This window comes from Bradyrhizobium oligotrophicum S58 (assembly GCF_000344805.1).
In the GTDB taxonomy this organism is placed as follows: domain Bacteria; phylum Pseudomonadota; class Alphaproteobacteria; order Rhizobiales; family Xanthobacteraceae; genus Bradyrhizobium; species Bradyrhizobium oligotrophicum.
The window spans coordinates 4,198,266-4,216,714 of sequence record NC_020453.1 but is presented as its reverse complement, the minus strand read 5'-3'; the positions used below and the strand labels follow the sequence as shown (position 1 = coordinate 4,216,714).

Annotated in this window: 11 protein-coding genes; 8 read left to right on the top strand and 3 right to left on the bottom strand. The window is 66.8% G+C overall.

From position 1 onward, the window contains the following. Positions 1 to 50 precede the first annotated feature (50 nt). The 3 genes from tyrS (at position 51) to S58_RS18055 (ending at position 4,461) form a co-directional block, all read left to right on the top strand. Positions 51 to 1,304 (top strand): tyrosine--tRNA ligase, encoded by a 1,254-nt coding sequence (tyrS, locus tag S58_RS18065; protein ID WP_015666797.1) that lies wholly within the window; start codon positions 51 to 53, stop codon positions 1,302 to 1,304. Positions 1,305 to 1,360: 56 nt separating this feature from the next. Further along, positions 1,361 to 2,617, top strand: coding sequence for an MFS transporter (locus tag S58_RS18060; protein WP_042340794.1), 1,257 nt, complete (start codon positions 1,361 to 1,363; stop codon positions 2,615 to 2,617). A 146-nt stretch (positions 2,618 to 2,763) separates the two neighbouring features. Beyond that, entirely contained in the window at positions 2,764 to 4,461 is a 1,698-nt protein-coding gene (locus tag S58_RS18055; protein ID WP_015666795.1) for a methyl-accepting chemotaxis protein, read from the top strand. A gap of 47 nt (positions 4,462 to 4,508) precedes the next feature. On the opposite strand, the gene S58_RS18050 is transcribed toward S58_RS18055, so the two are convergent. Next, positions 4,509 to 8,186, bottom strand: a complete 3,678-nt coding sequence (locus S58_RS18050) for a YhdP family protein (protein ID WP_015666794.1) — start codon at positions 8,184 to 8,186, stop codon at positions 4,509 to 4,511. Between the two features lie 492 nt (positions 8,187 to 8,678). On the opposite strand from S58_RS18050, the gene S58_RS18040 reads away from it, so the two are divergent. The 4 genes from S58_RS18040 to S58_RS18025 all read left to right on the top strand — a co-directional run bounded on the left by S58_RS18040 (position 8,679) and on the right by S58_RS18025 (position 13,810). Further along, the gene (locus S58_RS18040) at positions 8,679 to 9,359 is read left to right on the top strand and encodes a peroxiredoxin (RefSeq protein WP_015666793.1); all 681 of its coding nucleotides are present in this window, start codon (positions 8,679 to 8,681) and stop codon (positions 9,357 to 9,359) included. Positions 9,360 to 9,466: 107 nt separating this feature from the next. After that, on the top strand, positions 9,467 to 10,828 hold the full coding sequence (locus tag S58_RS18035) for a M23 family metallopeptidase (RefSeq protein WP_015666792.1): 1,362 nt from the start codon (positions 9,467 to 9,469) through the stop codon (positions 10,826 to 10,828). Between the two features lie 103 nt (positions 10,829 to 10,931). Beyond that, entirely contained in the window at positions 10,932 to 11,333 is a 402-nt protein-coding gene (locus S58_RS18030; RefSeq protein ID WP_015666791.1) for a hypothetical protein, read from the top strand. A 179-nt stretch (positions 11,334 to 11,512) separates the two neighbouring features. Further along, on the top strand, positions 11,513 to 13,810 hold the full coding sequence (locus S58_RS18025) for a TonB-dependent receptor domain-containing protein (RefSeq protein WP_015666790.1): 2,298 nt from the start codon (positions 11,513 to 11,515) through the stop codon (positions 13,808 to 13,810). A gap of 70 nt (positions 13,811 to 13,880) precedes the next feature. On the opposite strand, the gene metC is transcribed toward S58_RS18025, so the two are convergent. Both metC and S58_RS18015 read right to left on the bottom strand, forming a co-directional pair. Further along, a complete protein-coding gene (gene metC / locus S58_RS18020) occupies positions 13,881 to 15,047 on the bottom strand; it encodes a cystathionine beta-lyase (RefSeq protein ID WP_015666789.1) in 1,167 nt (388 codons plus the stop codon). An 81-nt stretch (positions 15,048 to 15,128) separates the two neighbouring features. Further along, entirely contained in the window at positions 15,129 to 16,268 is a 1,140-nt protein-coding gene (locus S58_RS18015; RefSeq protein ID WP_042340790.1) for a pyridoxal phosphate-dependent aminotransferase, read from the bottom strand. A gap of 114 nt (positions 16,269 to 16,382) precedes the next feature. Between S58_RS18015 and S58_RS18010 the strand changes: the two genes are divergently transcribed. Next, the gene (locus S58_RS18010; protein WP_015666787.1) at positions 16,383 to 17,819 is read left to right on the top strand and encodes an aminotransferase-like domain-containing protein; all 1,437 of its coding nucleotides are present in this window, start codon (positions 16,383 to 16,385) and stop codon (positions 17,817 to 17,819) included. Positions 17,820 to 18,449 lie beyond the last annotated feature (630 nt).

Here is an 18,449-nt window from a genome sequence, read left to right as displayed (position 1 = left end):
ACCGCGACAAGGGGGCAATACCGTAAACAAATGCTCAGAGCAGCCCGACAATGACTGGCTTCAAGTCTGATTTCCTGAACGTGCTGCAGAGCCGCGGCTTCATTCATCAGTGCTCGGATTTCGAGGGCCTGGATGCGCTCGCCGCCAAGGGCCAGGCGACCGCCTATGTCGGCTATGACTGCACCGCACGCTCGCTGCATATCGGCAACTTCCTGACCATGATGATGCTGTATTGGCTGCAGCAGACCGGGAACAAGCCGATCACCCTGATGGGCGGCGGCACCACCATGGTCGGCGATCCCTCCGGCAAGGACGAAACCCGCGCGATGCGCACGGTCGACGAGATTGAGGCCAACAAGGCCTCGATCCGCGGCGTGTTCGCCAAGGTGCTGCGTTATGGCGACGGCGCGACCGACGCCATCATGCTCGACAATGCCGAGTGGCTGACCAAGCTGAACTGGATCGAGATGCTGCGCGACATCGGCCGGCACTTCTCGGTCAACCGCATGCTGACCATGGACTCGGTGCGGCTGCGGCTCGAGCGCGAGCAGGAGATGAGCTTCATCGAGTTCAACTACATGGTCTGCCAGGCCTACGACTTCGTCGAGCTTTCGCGGCGCACCGGCTGCCGGCTGCAGATGGGCGGCTCCGACCAGTGGGGCAACATCGTCAATGGCGTCGAGCTCGGCCGCCGCATGGGCACCGAGCAGCTGTTCGCGCTGACCACGCCGCTGCTGACGACCGCCTCCGGCGCCAAGATGGGCAAGACCGCGCAGGGCGCGATCTGGCTCAATGCCGACCAGTGCAGCCCGTATGAGTTCTGGCAGTACTGGCGCAACACCGAGGACGCCGACGTCGTCAAGTTCCTGAAGCTGTTCACGACGCTGCCGCTGTCCGAGATCGAGAAGCTCGGCGCGCTGCAGGGAGCCGAGATCAACGAGGCCAAGAAGGCGCTGGCGGATGCAGCAACGACCTTGCTGCATGGCGAAGAGGCCGCCCGCACCGCGGCCGAGACGGCGCGTCGGACCTTCGAGGAAGGCGCGATCGCCGAGAACCTGCCGACCATCGAGGTCGCTAGGAGCGAACTCGACGCCGGCCTCGGCGTGCTCAACGCCTTCGTCAAGGCGGGCCTCGTCGCCTCCAACGGCGAGGCGCGCCGCCAGATCAAGGGCGGCGGCCTGCGCGTCAACGACGTCGCGGTGACCGATGAGAAGATGGCGCTGACCGCGAATGAGCTGACCAGCGAGGGCGTGATCAAGCTGTCGCTCGGCAAGAAGCGCCACGTGCTGGTCAAGCCTGCATAGGGGCATTCGCTTTTGCCTGCTTGTCAGGGCGCGCCGAAGAGCGCTCCCTGGCGGCCATGACGATCAGCGCGCCGCAAGAGCCTGCGCATGCCGAGGAAACCCCTGCCGCACCGCCAGCCCGCATGGCCCTGGTGGTGCTCGGCCTGTGCTTTGCGCTGTCGGTGCTGGGCCGCGGGCTCGGCGAAAGCTTCACCGTCTTCCTCAAACCGATCTCCGACAGTTTTGGCTGGGACCGCGCCGAGGTGGTCTCGATCTATTCGCTCACGGCGCTGGCCGGCGGCCTCGCCGCGCCGCTGATCGGGCGGCTCTTCGACTATTCCGGACCACGCGTCGTCTACGCGGTCGGGCTGCTGCTGCTGGGCACGGCGTTCACGGCGGCCGCGCAGGCGCAGGCGCTGTGGCAATTCCAGATCAGCATCGGCCTGTGCGTCGGCACCGGCATCGCGCTGATCGGCAACGTGCCCAACTCGATCCTGCTCGGCCGCTGGTTCGGCAAGAAGCTGCCGACCGCGATGGCCGTGATCTATTCGGCGACCGGCGCTGGCGTATTGATCCTGCTGCCGGGCTCGCAGATCCTGATCGACGCCATCGGCTGGCGCAGCGCCTATCAGTCGTTCGGCGCCGTGACATTCGTCCTGCTGGTGCCGCTGGCGCTGCTGCCATGGCGGCTGTTTGCGGCCGGCGCGCCCCACGTCACCAAGCCGCTCGCCGATGAACTCGCCGACGACGCCTGGACCTTGTCGCGTGCGCTGCGCCATCACGCCTTCTGGGCGCTGTTCTCGACCTTCTTCTTCACCGCGGTCGGCATGTACGCGATCGCGCCGCAGGTGGTCGCCTATCTGATCGACGCCGGCTTTGCGCCGCTGCAGGCTGCGACGGCCTGGGGTTTCTCCGGCGTCGTGCTGCTGTTCGGCATGCTCGGCGTGTCCTGGCTCGACGGCCTGATCGGTCGGCGGCCGTCAGTGCTGTTCTCCTATGCGGTGTCGATCGCGGGCATCCTGATGCTATGGGCGCTGCAGGCCTGGCCCAACATCTTTCTGCTGACCGGTTTCGTCGTCTGCTTCGGCAGCATGATCGGCTCGCGCGGGCCGCTGCTGTCGGCGACCGCGATGAAGATCTTCCGCGGCAAGCGGCTCGGCACCATCTACGGCACCATCACCATCGGCAGCGGGCTTGGATCCGCGCTCGGCTCCTGGAGCGGCGGCGTCATCCACGACCTCACGCACGGCTATGACGCGGTGATCCTGCTCGCGCTGGTCAGCGTCATCATCGGCATGATCCCGTTCCTGGTGGTTCCTGCACTCCGCACGTAGCTTCGCTCGGAGTGCTCGTACAACACGTGCAGACGCATACTGATTTCGATCGGTCCACATAGTGGACGCCATTCGAAAAATACGCATTCATGATTAGTAAGCAGCTTCGTGGTAGTTGTTCCGTCAACAAGAATGACGAGGGCACCGTGACACTGCTCAGCCGCATGAAGTTCCGCACCAAGCTCGCAAGCATGGTGATCCTTGCGATCATGACCGTGGTCGCGATCGTCGCCGTCTCTGGCTGGTTGAGCCGTGCGCGCATGCTGGAAGATCGCATCACCCAGATGCATACGGCGGTCGACCTCGTCTACGGTCTCGCAGAAACGCTGCAGACGGAGGTCGCGGCAGGAAAAATGTCGGTCGACGAGGCCAAGAACAAGTTCCGCTATCTCGCGCGCCGAATGACGTTCAACAACGGCCAGGGATATCCGATCGCCTACAACGCGTCCGATTCGGCGCTTCTTCTGAATGCCGCCAATGAGAAGCTCGAAGGCAAGATTCTCGGCACCAGGGACGCCAATGGCGTCATGATCGCCGATGCACAGATCAAGGCCGCGCAGCAGAAACCCGAGGGCAGCACGACATCCTATCTCTATCCGCGGCCGGGCCAGACCGAGCCGCTCCGGAAGGTCGTCTTCGTCCGCAGCTTTGCACCGTGGAACATCGTCATGAGCTACGGGCTCTATGTCGATGACATCGAGGCGGACGTCTACGGCCTGCTGATACGGCTTGCGGCCATCGGCGCCGCGCTCCTGGTGCTGCTCGGCATCCTGTCTTTCCTGATCTCTCACAACGTGGTCGGCGGGCTGCACCGGCTGAAGGACCGCATGCAGGACATCGCCGGCGGGCGGCTCGAGCAGCCGGTGGCCGAGACCGAACGCGGTGACGAAATCGGCCGCATGGCGGAGACCCTGGAGGTGCTGCGCAAGACCGCGATCACTGCGCGGATGCTGGAGCAGGAACAAGCGGCCTCCAAGCAGCGCAGCGAGTCGGACAAGCGCGACGCGCTGATTGCCATGGCCGACCGCTTCGATGCCTCGGTGGGCCAACTCGTCGGCTTGATGGCGTCGGGCGCCGGAGAGCTCGAGGCCACGGCAAAATCGATGACCGGTACCGCGGAGAGCACCAATGCGCGCGCGACCGCCGTGAGCTCTGCCGCGACGGAGGCAGGCTCGCGGGTGCAGACGGTCGCGACCGCTGCAGAGGAATTGTCGTCGTCGATCACCGAGATCAGCCGTCAGGTCGCCCAATCCGCCGAGGTCACCGGACGCGCCGTCGAAAGCGCGCGTCATACCGACGGCATCGTTCGCGCCCTGGCCGACGGCGCCAAGCAGATCGAGCATGTGGCGGAGCTGATCTCCAGCATCGCGGGCCAGACCAACCTTCTGGCACTCAACGCCACCATCGAGGCCGCGCGCGCCGGCGAGGCCGGGCGTGGCTTCGCCGTGGTCGCGGCAGAGGTGAAGAGCCTGGCCAGCCAGACCGCCCAGGCGACGCAGGAGATCGGCGAGCGCATCGCCCAGATCCAGAACGCAACCCGCGAGGCCGTCGGCGCACTCGACGGCATCACTTTGACCATCGAGGAGGTGTCTGCGATCGCCGCCACGATCGGGTCGGCGATCGAGGAACAGGGAACGGCCACTGCGGAGATCGCGCGCAACGTCACGCAGACGGCGCAGGCCACCCACGAGGTCACCGCCAATATCGGCGGCGTCTCGACCGCGGCCAATGAGACCGGAAGCGCCGCGAGCCATGTGCTGATCGCCGCCGGCAACCTCTCCAGGCAGGCCGAGCAGTTGACCCGTGAAGTGGACACCTTCCTTGCGGGCGTCAGAGCGGCCTAACCGCTGCGGTCGGCTATAGCGATGAAAGCCCGACGTGGCATCGAGCTTCAATTGTTCGGCGGCAGCTCGCCCGCCGGATAAGGCTGCTTGCCGGTGTTGAAGTCCATGATCTTTCGCGTCACGCCGGGCAGGATCGCCGAGATCGGATTGATGCGGACCACGGGCTGCCCCGGCGTGCCGACGACCTCGTAGGTCACGCCGAACAGGCCCTCATTGCTGCCGCCCAGGAACAGCCCGACGATCGGGATCTGGTTCAACATGTTGTTCAGCCCGTACAACGGCACGATCGTGCCCGACGCCCGGACCTGGTTGACGTTGTAGTCGATGCTGCCTTCGAGGGTGAGGCCGAGCGTCGGCCCCTTGACGACCCCGTCGCGGATCGAGAGCAGCCCGTTCTGCCGGGTGAACTCGGCGCGCAGCATCGTGAAGGCAATGCCTTGCGAGGCGCCCTGCGTGGCGCCCGAGGCGGCGCGATCGAGCGCCTGCTCGCCCCTGACCGTGAAGTTGCGAACGATCGCCAGGCCTTCCTTGGGATTGGAATCGGCCGTCGGCGGCTCCATCGCGAGCTCCAGATCGCCGCCCGCCATCTTGGTGTAGGTATCGGCGAAGCGCAGCAGCGCGCCGGCATCGCTGGTTACCAGAAAGATCACCTCGCGCCCCTGACGGCGCGCGCGCGGATCCGAGCTGGGCGCCTCGCGGCCGACGCGAATGTCGGCGGTGACAGGCGTATCGCGGCCGACCTTGCCGCTGAGGTTCAGGCTCTTGAAGGCGCCGCCACGCCGCGAGAGCTTGACGTCGACGCTGCGCAGCGCCTCGCCGTTGAAGCCTGCGACCGCGCCGAGCTTGACCTCGGCGTCGAAATCGAGGTTCGAGCGCGCCTTGTTCTTGTCGGCGTCCTTGTTGGTGCCCGAGATGGCCGACTTCAGGAAACCGCGGCCGTCGAACACGTCGCCGCGCATCGACAGCTTCAGCACGCCGTCCTGGCCGCGCTCGGCCTTGAGCTGCGTCTTGTCGCCTTCCGACGGCGAGTAGGTCGGGAAGTTCGCGTTCATCAGGTCGCCGTTCTGATCGACCTCGAGCGAACCCTTGATGGAGACGCCGCCGCCCTCGATGTTGATGTCCTCGAAGCGCGTCGACTGCTGCTTGGCGACCACGTTGAAGGTCGCCTTGCCCGCCTTGCCCGGGTTCTTCACCCACCCCGGCAGCAGGTTGTCGAGCTTCAGCTGCGTGAGATCGGCCTCGACGCCGAGCCGGCTGTCGCGATCGCTGGAGCCCGCGATCTTGCCGTTGAGCTTGAGCGGGACGTTGCCGGTGATCGCGGTGCCGAGATCCATGCCGAGCCGGGCGCGACTGGCGTCATCGAGGATCGCCTGCATCTTGATGTCGGCGTCGCCCTCGGTCGGCTTGCGGTAGTCGAGCGTGGCGGGCTGGCCGTTGATCTTGACGTCGCCCTTGACCTGATAGCCGGCCGTGTTGGCCACGATCTTCAGCGTAGTGGCTTCGAGCTTCTGGTTCATCACCAGCTTCTCGGCGGCAAAGCCGTTGAGATCCGCCGTCACCGTGTAGTTGGTATCGGCCTTGGTCAGCTCGCCCTTGACCGGCATCGCGAGATTGACGCTGGCCTGGAACGTGCCCTTGGTCTGGTTGGGATCGATCGGCATCGACGACAGATCATTGAGCCGGTCGGAGGCGAGAATCTCCGCGGCGGCCGCGACCTGGCCGTCGACGCGCATGCGCACCCGCGACGGGGACGGCTTCGGCGCCATGTCCGGCACCTCGAACACCACGTCAGAGAAGTTGAGCTTGCGCCCGGCCGGGGTGTCGGCGACGCCCTGCCCGATCGTGACGGTCGCGGTGCGGCCGGTGACATGCGCCTTGACGTCGGCATCGCGCACCGATGGCAGGCCATCGACGGGATGAACGGTCACATTGGTGCCGACGATGTTGACGTCGAGACCGTCGTCCGGGATCGGCGGCCCCTTGCGCGGCAAATTGCGCGTCGGCGAATTCACCGCGACGTCGATCCGCTGCACGGAGCCGCGCTCGATGCGCTCGATGATCCAGGCCCGTACCTCCGGCACGATCAGCGCCGGCCAGATCCGTTTCATCGCCAGCACTGGCATCGGCGTCGCGGCGAAGCCGAGCTTCAACCGCGGCTCGCCGGCATAGTCGACGCTGCCGGTGCCGGCGACGCCGATCTCGCCATTCGACACCTCGGCCTGCGTCAGCAGCACGCGCTTGCCCTCAGTGTCGAAGCGAAAGTTGATCGAGATGCGGTTGAAGATCAGCGGCGCCTCGTTCGCGATCGCGCCAAGCAGGATCGTGCCGCCGTTCAAGCTCAGCCGCCAGTCGTTCACCCCATCGTTCGGCGGCTCCAGATTGGCGTTCAGCGTGACGCGGTTGGCGCCTGAGATGACCTTGAACGGCGCGACCAGCACGCGGCGGCCGGCGTCCCACTCCATGTTCAGCTCGGCGGAATCGATCGCCATCGGGTAGTCGGGCGTATCGGTGTCGATGATGTTGCCCGCACCGATGTTGATCTTGCCGCGCAGATAGGTCGGCAGGCCGTCGCGGCCGAGCTCGCCCTTGATGTCCCCGGTCAGCGGCAGGTCCGCCATGTAGGTCAGATCTTTCAGCCGCAGCGCCAGCAGGATGTTGCTGGTCGAGACCTTGTCGGCCTTGAGCTCGACCGTGCGCACGCCGTTGGCCTGTGGCCCGACCAGGATTCGCAGCAGCCAGGGCTTGGCGCCCTCTTCGCCGAGGCTCAGCGCCACGCCGCCGCCCGAGGGCCGGCGCAGGCTGAGGCTGATGTTCTCGAACGTCCATTTGTTGCCGCGCTGCTGATCGTCGACGACCAGCACGCCGTTCTTCAGGCCGATCTCGTTCAGGTTCTGGCCGTCGAGCCCTGTCAGGCTGAGGCTGTCGAGCCAGTCGAGCCCGGCCAGGAGGCCGTTCTGGGCGCCCACGGGCGCCACCGTCGGGGAGCTGCCTGGCGCTGCTTGCGGCGCGGCGGCCTGGGGCGCGGCAGATGTCGGCGCCTGGCCCGGCCGCGGGAAAGTCGGTGGCAGGCCGGCATCGCGCTTGGAGGCGACGCCGGTGGCCAGCGGCTTGGCGGTTTCGCCGGTGGAGACCGTGACGGTGCCGTCCGGCGTGATTCTGATCGCGAGCTCGGCATCGACCAGCTTGAGGCTCTCGGCCCGCAGTTGGCCCATCAGCAGCGCAGCGCCCGACAGCCGCACCTCGGCCTTCGGCGCACTGGCGACGATCGCCTTCTCCTGGTCGCGCACGACGATGTCGCGGATCCGCACGGCAATCCGGATCCGGCCCGCCCGCTCGATCTGGGTGCCGCCGACCTCGACCGTGTTGCCGTGACCGATATTGTCCTCGATCGCCGCGGCGAGCCACGGCGTCGCCAGGTCCAGGCTGATCGGACCCGCGCCGAGCCGCAGCCACAGTCCTGCGAATCCGATGGCCGTGATCAGCATCAGGACCGCAAGCGTGACCACGGTTCGCCGCAGCAGCCGGCCGCCGGGCTTGCGCGGACGCGCGCCGAGATCGCTCGAATCAGACCGCGCCAGCAGGCGGCGTGCGCGTTGTCCGGCCACCTCGTCGTGCTCTGCTGTATCTTCGGACGGGTCGGCCACGTCCCAATCGGCGTCATCCCACTGTTGGCCCTGGGTGTCCGCTTGCAGATGGGGCCGGTGGGGTGATGTCTGTCTTGCCATTGCCTCTCGGTGCTGGCCCCTGGTGTCAGATACGTTCCTGCCAACTTGGCTTCGGCCAGGTTGGTCGCCGGTGTGGCCTCGCCCGTTCACGGGTACGCGCGCCTCGCTCGCCGGCATTGGCCCCGCTTCCCGTCGATCCCCGTCGCGCTCTCGAGCCGCCCGTCCCTAGTCCCCCGAGGTGGACCGGACGACGCGCAAAATCCCCGACACTATATCCCGGCGCCCGCGGGTTTGCCCACCCACCGATGCCAGGAGACCGCCTCCCCACGGCCCGTCGAAATATGTGGCGGGAACCTCTGATCCGGAGACGGTACGAGAGTCGTCATTGAACTGGTACTCACGCGTGCTGGTACCCACGAATTTCACACCATCGCAAGAGGCGTCGTCCCCCTGCGCGCCGCGAAGCACAGATACCAGGCCAATCCCGGGACACCGGACAAGAACCGAGATAGTTTCATTTTTGAGCCGCCGAAAGCGACGAAAGGAAGGCGTATGTCAAAGGAATCACGAAAGAAATCGTCTAATCCGGCGTCATACGGGGCAGCCCCCGGGAACCGGGTTGCAGCCGCGGCCAAGAAGGTCGCGAAAAAGACCGCCAGCCAGACAACGACGAAGTCCGCCAAGAAGACCACTGCAAAGACGGCGATGGCCAAGGCTGCGACCACCAAGGCCAGCGTGGCAAAGGCCGCGAAGCCGGCGTCGGGCGGAGCCGGGCTTGCCGAGGGCGCCAAGGCCCCCGCCTTCAAGCTGCCCCGCGATGGCGGCGCAACCGTCTCGCTCGCCGACTTTGCCGGACGGAAGCTCGTGCTGTTCTTCTATCCCAAGGCCAACACGCCCGGCTGTACCAAGGAGGCGATCGATTTCACGCGCCTGTCGAAGGACTTCGCCGCCGCCGGCACGGCGGTGCTCGGCGTGTCAGCCGATTCGGTCAAGGCGCAGGACAATTTCCGCGACAAGCATGACCTCGCGGTGCCGCTGATCTCGGACGAGACCCATGGAATGCTCGAGGCCTATGGCGCCTGGGGCGAGAAATCGCTCTATGGCCGCAAATTCCTCGGCATCATCAGGAGCACCGTGCTGATCGGCGCCGACGGCCGAGTCGCCAAGGTGTGGCGCAACGTCAAGGTCGACGGCCATGCCGATGCGGTGCTGGCGGCGGCGCGCGGGCTCTGAGAATGCGTCGCATGGCGTTGGGGGAAAATTAACCATGCAGAGGTCAAATCCCTCCCGTAAATGACGCCTTCCGGAAACGATGAGCTCCGGCCGGCGCGGGAGTGCCGATGTCGCATCGTTCCGGCCAGTACGCCGAATATCCCCAGCACCATTCTCACGACCGCGGGCACGCCCATCATCGGCGCGCGCCCGCGACCCATCCGGCGCCCGCCGCGGCCACCTCGCCGAGCGACTACACGCTGGTGCATGCCGGCAAGCAGGTCCGCATCGGCCCGGTGGTGTTCTGGATCGTGGTCGGCACCGTCAGCCTGCTCGGCCTGTGGTCGGCAGCCACCGGCACCTATTTCGCGTTCCGTGACGACGTGCTGACGCGGCTGATCGCGCGCCAGGCCGAGATGCAATACGCCTATGAGGATCGCATCGCTGAGCTGCGCGCCAAGGTCGACCGCGCCACCAGCCGCCAGCTGCTCGACCAGGAGCAGTTCGACCAGAAGCTCGACCAGATCCTGAAGCGCCAGACCGCGCTCGAGGGCCGCGCCACCGCGCTCGGCAGCATGCCCGACGTGACCGGCTCGATCCGCCTGCCGGCGCGCGGACCCGCTGCGATCGAGGCGCCGTCGGCGCCGGCCACGCCGAAACCATCGCCGATCAGCGACACCGTGATCTTCACCGCGCCGCCGGACCGCGAAGCGCGGCTCGAATCGCGCAGCCCCGTCATCGCCAACGCGCAGCCGAATCCCTCCACCAAGCTTGCCGGTGTCGACAACGTGCTGACCCGCCTGACACGCTCGCTTGATCAAGTCGAGGCGCGGCAGATCGCGATGCTGTCCTCAGCGGAAGAGACGCTGGAATCGAAGCTGCGCCGGATGCGCGGCGTGGTCTCCGATCTCGGCCTCGACATGGGCCAGCTCGAAGCGGCGACACCGAAGGGCGCGATGGGTGGCCCGTTCGTGCCGGTCAGGATCGGCGCCGAGTCCGGCCCGTTCGAGCGCCAGCTCTACCGCATCAGCATCACCCGGGCGCAGGTCGAGAAGATGAACCGCACCCTGTCGCTGGTGCCCTATCGCAAGCCGGTCATCGGCGAGGTCGAGTTCACCTCCGGCTTCGGCGTGCGCTCGGATCCGTTCCTCGGCCGCCCCGCCATGCACACCGGTCTCGACTTCCGCGCTGCCACCGGCGATCCCGTCCGCGTCACCGCCAATGGCAAGGTCGTGAACGCCGGCTGGGCCGGCGGCTATGGCCGCATGGTCGAGGTCGATCACGGCAACGGCCTCTCGACCCGCTACGGCCATCTCTCCGAGATCAACGTCAAGATCGGCCAGCAGGTGAAGATCGGCGACATCGTCGGCGAGGTCGGTTCGACCGGCCGCTCGACCGGCCCGCATCTGCACTACGAGACCCGCATCGACGGCGAAGCCGTCGACCCGCAGAAGTTCTTGCGCGCCGGCGTGCGGTTGAGCGCGGGTTAAGACACCGCCGCCGCGCGTCGCCGGCGCGCCACGACGGCCTCGAGCGATCTCGATTGGTGCGGCTCCTCAGGTATGTTAATCATGCCGCGGGGATTCAAAGGCCGTGCGTCGCATTCCATCACACCGCAAGCATCTGACGGGCGCGATCGCCTGTGCGATGGCCTATGTGCTGGCGCTGCAGGTCACGTTGGCCGTCGGCCTGAATGCCTGGCTGCCTCCGAGCTTTGCCTTCGCATTTGGTGAGATCTGTCACGAGCAGCTCGACGGCGGCACACGCTCCGCCGATCGCGCGGAGGTGCCGTCGGGTGCGCCGGCGACTGCTTCCGCCGCGCATTGTCCGCTGTGCTTGACGCCGGCTTTTGCGCTGCTGTCGCCACCCGATGTGCCCGCGGTCATGCTCCGCCGCGTGCTTGGCATCGCTTTCGAACCGACCGCCACGCCGCGCGTCGATAGCGCCGACATCCACGCGGCACACCGCGCGCGAGCGCCACCCGCTCGGGCCTGAGCGGCCTTCGGCCGCAGTCAAGACAACTGATCCGCCGCATGCCGAACCGCGCCGACCGGCGCGATGATCGGGATGATGGCGCGCATCATCCTGGCGTCACCCGCCGGGCGACGCTCGCGCGCGCCCAGCCTCCCTTGTCATGCGCACGAAGCTGCGCAGCTTTTCCCTCAGAGTTCACCATGCCGAACCTCCGACCGGGCCCTCGACGGCCCATTTCATCTGCGTCCTCCAGCCTGACCTCATCAGCTCTGCTCGCGGCGGCCGCGCTGCTCTGCCCCACCGCGAGCTCCGCCATCGCACGACCAGCAGCCTGGCTCCCGTCCGTCACGGTCGATCCGGCGCGTCCTCGCACGGCCAAGCCACGGCCGCGGCCGACGGCAAGCCACGAGGCTCACGCGCCGGCACCGCACGCCACCGAAGCCGCCACGCCGCAGAAGGACCCTGCTCCGGCTGTCGCCAGTCGCACGCTGCCGGCGCAGGCTGGCTTCGATCGCGGTCTCTCCGCGAGCGATTCGGCAGGCCTCGTCGCCGACCTGCCGGGCGGCGCGAGCTGGGGCGCCGGCGGCGTCTCCAGCCTGCCCGCCATCAACGGCTTCGGCGCCGACCGGCTGCAGGTCGCGATCAACTCGATGCTGATCTCGCCGGCCTGCCCGAACGAGATGAATCCGCCGCTGTCCTTCGTCAATCCGGCGATGATCGCGAAGATGCGCGCCTATCTCGGCATCGGCCCGGTCTCGGTCGGCGGCGACTATATCGGCAGCCGCATCGACGTCACCACGGCGCCGCCCGCCTTCGCCGCGACGGACGGCTGGATCGCCAGCACGCGCGTCTCCAGCTTCTACCGCAGCAATGGCAACGCCTACGGCGTCGACGCGACCGCAACCGTGGCCAACCGCGACACCAGCGTGACCTACAGCGGCGGCTGGGTTCGGTCCGGCAACTACAAGGCCGGCGACGGCTCGACGGTGAAGTCGACGCTCTACGAGACGCAGAACCACGCCCTCAGCATCTCCAAGCGGAGCTTCGGCAACCTGTTCACGTTCCAGGTCGGTGGCCAGTTCATCCCCTATCAGGGCTATGTGAACCAATACATGGACATGGTCTACAACCGCGGCCTGTTCGCCAACGGCCGCTACGAAGGCACGTTCGACTGGGGCATGATCGAGGCCTCCGCCTTCGTGCATCAGATCCGGCACACGATGGGCTTCATCGCGCCCGACAAGGTCGCCTCGATGCCGATGGACACCAAAGGCATCGACGGCGGCTACGCCATCAAGGCGACGCTGCCGGTGTCCGGCCGTGACCTGCTGCGCGTCGGCAACGAGCTCGCGCTCAACCGGCTGGACGACTGGTGGAGTCCCGTTGCCGGCTCGATGATGATGGGCCCGAACAGCTTCCTCAACATCAATGGCGGACAGCGCGACCGCGTCGGCACCTTCGTCGAATGGGAGCGGCATTGGGACCGGCAATGGACGTCGGTCGTCGGGCTGCGCAACGACATCGTGCGGATGAACACCGGCAACGTCGCCGGCTACAACGCGATGACGTCCGGCGCCGATGCCGCAGCGTTCAACGCCGCCGATCGCGCCCGGACCGACGTGCATCTCGATGGTTCGGCGCTGCTGCGCTACGAGCCCGACGCGATCAGCCAGTACGAGCTCGGCTTCGCCCGCAAGACGCGCTCGCCTAATCTGTATGAGCGCTATGCCTGGTCGACCAATGCGATGGCGATGCAGATGATCGGCTGGTTCGGCGACGGCAACGGCTATGTCGGCAATCTCGACCTCAAGCCGGAGAAGGCGCACACGGTGAGCTTCACCGCCGGCTGGCACGATCCGGCGCAGAAAATATGGGACGTCAAGGTGACGCCCTATGCGAGCTACGTGCAGGACTACATCGACGTCGACCGCTGCGGCACGGCGAGCTGCCTCGCCAGCAATCCCGCCAACCTGACTGCGAACACCGGCTTCGTCTCTCTGCAGTTCGCCAACCACGACGCGACGCTGGTCGGCGTCAATGTCGAGGGGCGCCTGACGGTCTGGGACGATCTGACCTACGGCCACGGCCAGATCCGCGGCCTGATCGGCTATGTCAGGGGCCGCCGCACCGACGGCGTCGACCTCTATCACATGATGCCGGTCAACGCGAAGCTCGCGCTCGACCATCATCTCGGCGGCTGGACCAATTCGGTCGAGCTGCAGCTCGTCGGATCGAAAGACGTCGTGAGCCAGGTCCACAACGAGCTGACCACGCCGTCCTACGCGCTGGTCAATTTGCGCACCGGCTATGAATGGCAGCACGTGCGGCTCGATCTCGGCGTCGACAATCTGTTCAACCGGACTTACTATCTGCCGCTCGGCGGCGCCGATCTGGTCGACAACAAAGTCGTATCGATGATGGGCTCATCGGCGGCCTATGGCTACGCGGTCAAGGGCCCCGGCAGGTCGCTGAATGCGCGGCTGAGCGTGAGCTTCTGACGAATGTACCGGCCCGCGGCTCGAGCGCTGCGGGCCGGTACGATATCGTCTTGATTGCGACGACCGAACCTCAACCAGCTTGGAGCGCAGCGAGAAAGCGCGACAGGTCCTCCCACAGCTCCCCCGGCTCTTCCAGGCCGATGCTGAGGCGCACCAAGCCTTCCGCCGCATTCCACGGGCGCACCGTGCGATCGGCGGTAACGTCCATCGGCGCGATCAGGCTGTGGGTGCCGCCCCAGGAGGCACCGATGGCGAACAGGCGAAGCTGTCCGAGCGCCGGATAAATGCGCTCTTTGAACTCCGGCCTGATGACGATGCTGAACACCGCGCTCGCGCCGCTGAAATCGCGCGTCCAGATCTCGTGACCGGGACAGGACGGCAGCGCCGGATGCAGCACGCGCGCGACCGCCGGCGCGCGCTGCAGCCGCTCGGCGAAATCCCGCGCAACCCGGCCACTATGCGCCATGCGGACGCCCATGGTCTCGATGCCGCGCAGCGCCAGCGCCACCTCGTCCGGCGAGACGCCGATGCCGAGCACGCCCAGCGCGCCCTTGAGCGCCTTGCGCAAGGCGAGATCCCTCACCGTGATCGAGCCGAGCAGCAGGTCCGAATGACCGCCGACATATTTGGTCAGCGCTTCGATCGCGAAGTCGACGCCGTGCGCCAGCGGCTTGAACAGCAGCGGGCCGGCCCAGGTGTTGTCGCAACCGGTGAGCACGCCCCTCGCCCGTGCGGCGCGCGCAATCGCTGGAACGTCCTGCACCTCCAGGGTCGCCGAGCCCGGCGACTCCGTCCAGACCAGCTTCGTATTGGAATCGATAAGGTCGGCGATGCCGGCGCCGATCAGGGGATCATAGGCCTCATGTGAGATGCCGCGCGGCGCGAGGTAATCGGCGCACAGGCTGCGCACCGGCGGATAGACATTGTCCGGAATCAGCACCTTGTCACCGGGCTTGAGCACCGCAAGCATCGTGATAGCGACCGCAGCCTGTCCGGAAGGCACCAGCACGGTGCGCTCGCCGCCATGCAGCGCCGTCAGCTGTGCCTCCAGCGTGCGCGTGGTCGGCGTGCCGTGCAGGCCGTAAGTGTAGCCGTCGAGGCCGCGCTCGGACCGCTGCGCGAATGCCAAGGGATCATCATAGACGATGGTCGAGGCGCGATAGGTCGGAACGGCGAGCGATGAAAAGCCGTCATGGGACACTGCGGGGGGCTGAACGCAGCGGGTGAGATCGTGCATGGAAACCTCTCGAAGGATGCAATGCCGAGCCTAACGCAATCCCGCCGCCGCAGCGAGCGACGGGACCGCAACGCGGCGAGATCACGCGGCCGCCAGCCTCAACGCCTGCGACACGCGGTCGAGCGCCTGCTCGAGATCGCCACGCGTGAGCACGCCGAAGCCGAGCCGGAACACGCGCGGCTCCTCACCGAACCATGGACCGGGCCCGACGCGCACCTCGCGCGCACCGAGTTCGGCGTAGAAGCGGCTCACCGCGCGATCGTCGAACACGCCGCGCCGGAGACGGACGCAGCACAGCGCGCCGGCATCCGGCCGCACCCATTCGATCGCATCGCCATGAGCCGCAACGAAGGCCGCCGTCAGCTCCAGCCCGGCGGCGAGATGCCGGCGCCGGCCGGCCATGATGCCGTCGAGGTTCTGCAGGATGCGGACAGCGATGGCTTCATCGACGACCGAGTTGGAGATGGTCGTATTGAACTTGGCGAGCTCAAGCTGCTCGCGCAGCGCCGCGTCACGCGTGATCACCCATCCCTCGCGAATGCCGGGCGCGCCGTGACATTTGGAGAACGAGGCGCAGCTCACGACGCGGCTGTCGAGACCTACGAAGCTTGATCGGACATGGTCGTCGCCATGGACGGCCTCGCGATAGGTCTCGTCGATCAGCAGGAACGCATCGGGGCAGGCACGGTCCATACGCGCGAGCACGCCGCGCAGCTCCTGCTCCGTCAGCGCCACGCCGGACGGGTTTTGCGGCGAGGCGAGACTGACCAGGCGGGTTCGCGGCGTCAGCAGCGCGCCCAGACGATCGACATCGAGACGATAGCCGTCGTCGAAGTCCAGCCGCATCTCCGCGATGTTGACCTGCACCGCCGTGAGCACGCTGCGCGCATTGGGAAACACCGGACGTCCGATCACAACGTCGGTGTCGGGTCCGGCCAGGACGAACGCCATCAGGAACAGCGCCTGCATGGCCCCGACCGTCGTGACGACATCATCCGCGCTGACGCCATGGCGCGCGCCGATCAGCCCGCGCAGCACGGCGTCGCCGGGTGTCGTCCCGTAGCCGAGCACGAGATCCCGGAGCTCGGCCGTGAAGCCGTCATCGATCAGGCTGCCGAGCCTGACATCGGGACCAAGGCTTTCGGCGAGGTCGAAGCGCACGGCAGCCGACGTCAGCGTGATGATGTCGTTGCGTGGAAAGCGGCTGGGAATTTGAGGCATGACGGCGGCTCCGCTGAGCGATGAATGCTCGGAGGCTAGAGCCGGCGCCAGCACCATGACAGATACAGAACATTCGAATTGTAACCGGAACAGATTTCGGATTGGATGATCTGCATGGACAGCCGCGTACCCGCCTCCCATCTCTACCAGGCGCTAGCCCAGCAAATGCTGGCGCTGGTCGATGGCGGCGTGCTGCGGGCCGGCATGCGCGCGCCATCGGTCCGTGCGCTCGCTTTGCAGCACAAGGTCAGCCTGTCGACCGTGCTGCAGGCCTATCGGCTGCTCGAAGACCGCGGCGTGCTGGAGGCGCGGCCAAAATCGGGGTTCTACATTGCCGCCCAGGCGCACCATGAGCGCGCTTTGCCGTCTGCATCGAAGCCGCCGCTGCGCGCCACGCCGGTCTCCGTGAGCAATCCGGTGTTCAGCGTGCTCGCCTACGCGACCGATCCGTCCTACGCGCCATTGGGATGCGCGGTCCCGAGCGCCGCCCTGCTCGCCGCCGACCGCCTGGACCGCCATCTCGCGCGCTGCGCGCGCGTGCATGGCCGTCTCTACAATGTCTATGCCGACCCGCATGGCGACGCCGAGCTGCGCGGCCAGATCTCCGAACGGGCGCTACGGCTCGGGCATGCCGTGCCGCCGGACAGCATCCTCGTCACCAATGGCTGCACCGAAGCGCTGAACGTGGCCCTGAGTGTCACGACCCGGCCCGGCGACACCGTCGCCATCGAATCCCCGACCTATTTCGGCCTGCTGCAGGTGCTGGAGGCGCGCGGCCTGCGCGCGCTGGAGCTTCCGACCGACCCGGTCCGCGGCGTCGATGTCGCAGCCCTCGACAAGGCGCTCGCGGCGCGCCGCGTCGCCGCCTGCCTGCTCGCATCGAGCTTCAACAACCCGCTGGGCACCCGCACCGACGACGCGACCAAGGCCGAGATCGCCGCGGTGCTGACGCGCCACGGCGTGCCGCTGATCGAGGACGACATCTATGGCGACATCAGCTTCGGCGACGACCGGCCGCGGCCGTTCTCAGCGATCAGTCCGACGGCTGACATCATCCTGTGCAGCTCGTTCTCCAAGACCATCGCGCCGGGCTATCGCATCGGCTGGCTCGCCGCCAACCGCCGTCACGACCAGATCCTCGCCGCGAAATTCGCACTGTCGCTCAGCGGCGCAGCGCTGCCGCAGAAGGCGATGGCCGACTTCCTCAAATCCGGCGGCTACGACGCCCATCTGCGCCGCATCCGCAAGGCGTTCGCCGACAACATCGACCGCATGCGCCGCGTGGTCGATCGCAGCTTTCCGCAGGCGACGCGGATGACAGCCCCCGCGGGCGGCTTCGTGCTGTGGCTGGAAATGCCCGACGGCTTCGATACCGACGCGCTCTACGCCCGCGCCATCCGCGAACGCATCTGCTTCGTGCCGGGCAGCCTGTTCACCGCGACAGGACAATACCGCAACTGCCTGCGGCTGAGCTGCAGCCACGACTGGAGCGCGCGGCTCGAGCGCAGCGTGGAGCGGCTGGGCGAGATGGCGGGGGAGATGCTGCAGTGATCCTCCAGGAGGGAGCCTGCAGGCCTCCACGGCCCACCAACAGGCGGCGCGCCCTGCACCTTGTTGCCGCACAAGAGCAGCGCGGCGATCTCCCGCCCTCGCGCAATGGATTTGACGTTCGAGTCGCCCTTGCCGCGGCATCACAACTCAACGTCAATTTCCACGCTGCACTCGCAACAATCATTTGGCTCGTGTTCCTAAGACGCCAACGCGACGTCTCTCATTTCGAGCAGCCTCAAGGATTCAAAATCACCGCGCCACCGAATTCGTCGTCTGCTCAGCCAATCTGAATGGTTCGAACCCTCCCGAGCGTCCGGGCCCTTGGGGTGACCTTGGCACTCAGGACACGTCCGCTTTCGGAGCAAAGCGCACGCAGCTTGATCTGCTGCCGGCCCGCCCGGTCGGACCCAAGGCAGACCTTTGCGGCCGAGTTACCGGCGTCCGCATTCAGCCCGAAACGGACCAAGCCGAGACACGCGGCCTCGATACCAGCAGCGGCTCGTAGGATGGGCGGAGCCGAGGCGATACCGATCCATCATGGTTGCGAAGATGATGGGTTTCGCGAAGAACTCAACCCATCCTACGCGCCGTGGCAATTCAGCGCTTCCTTGCCAATATCGACGTTCCGTG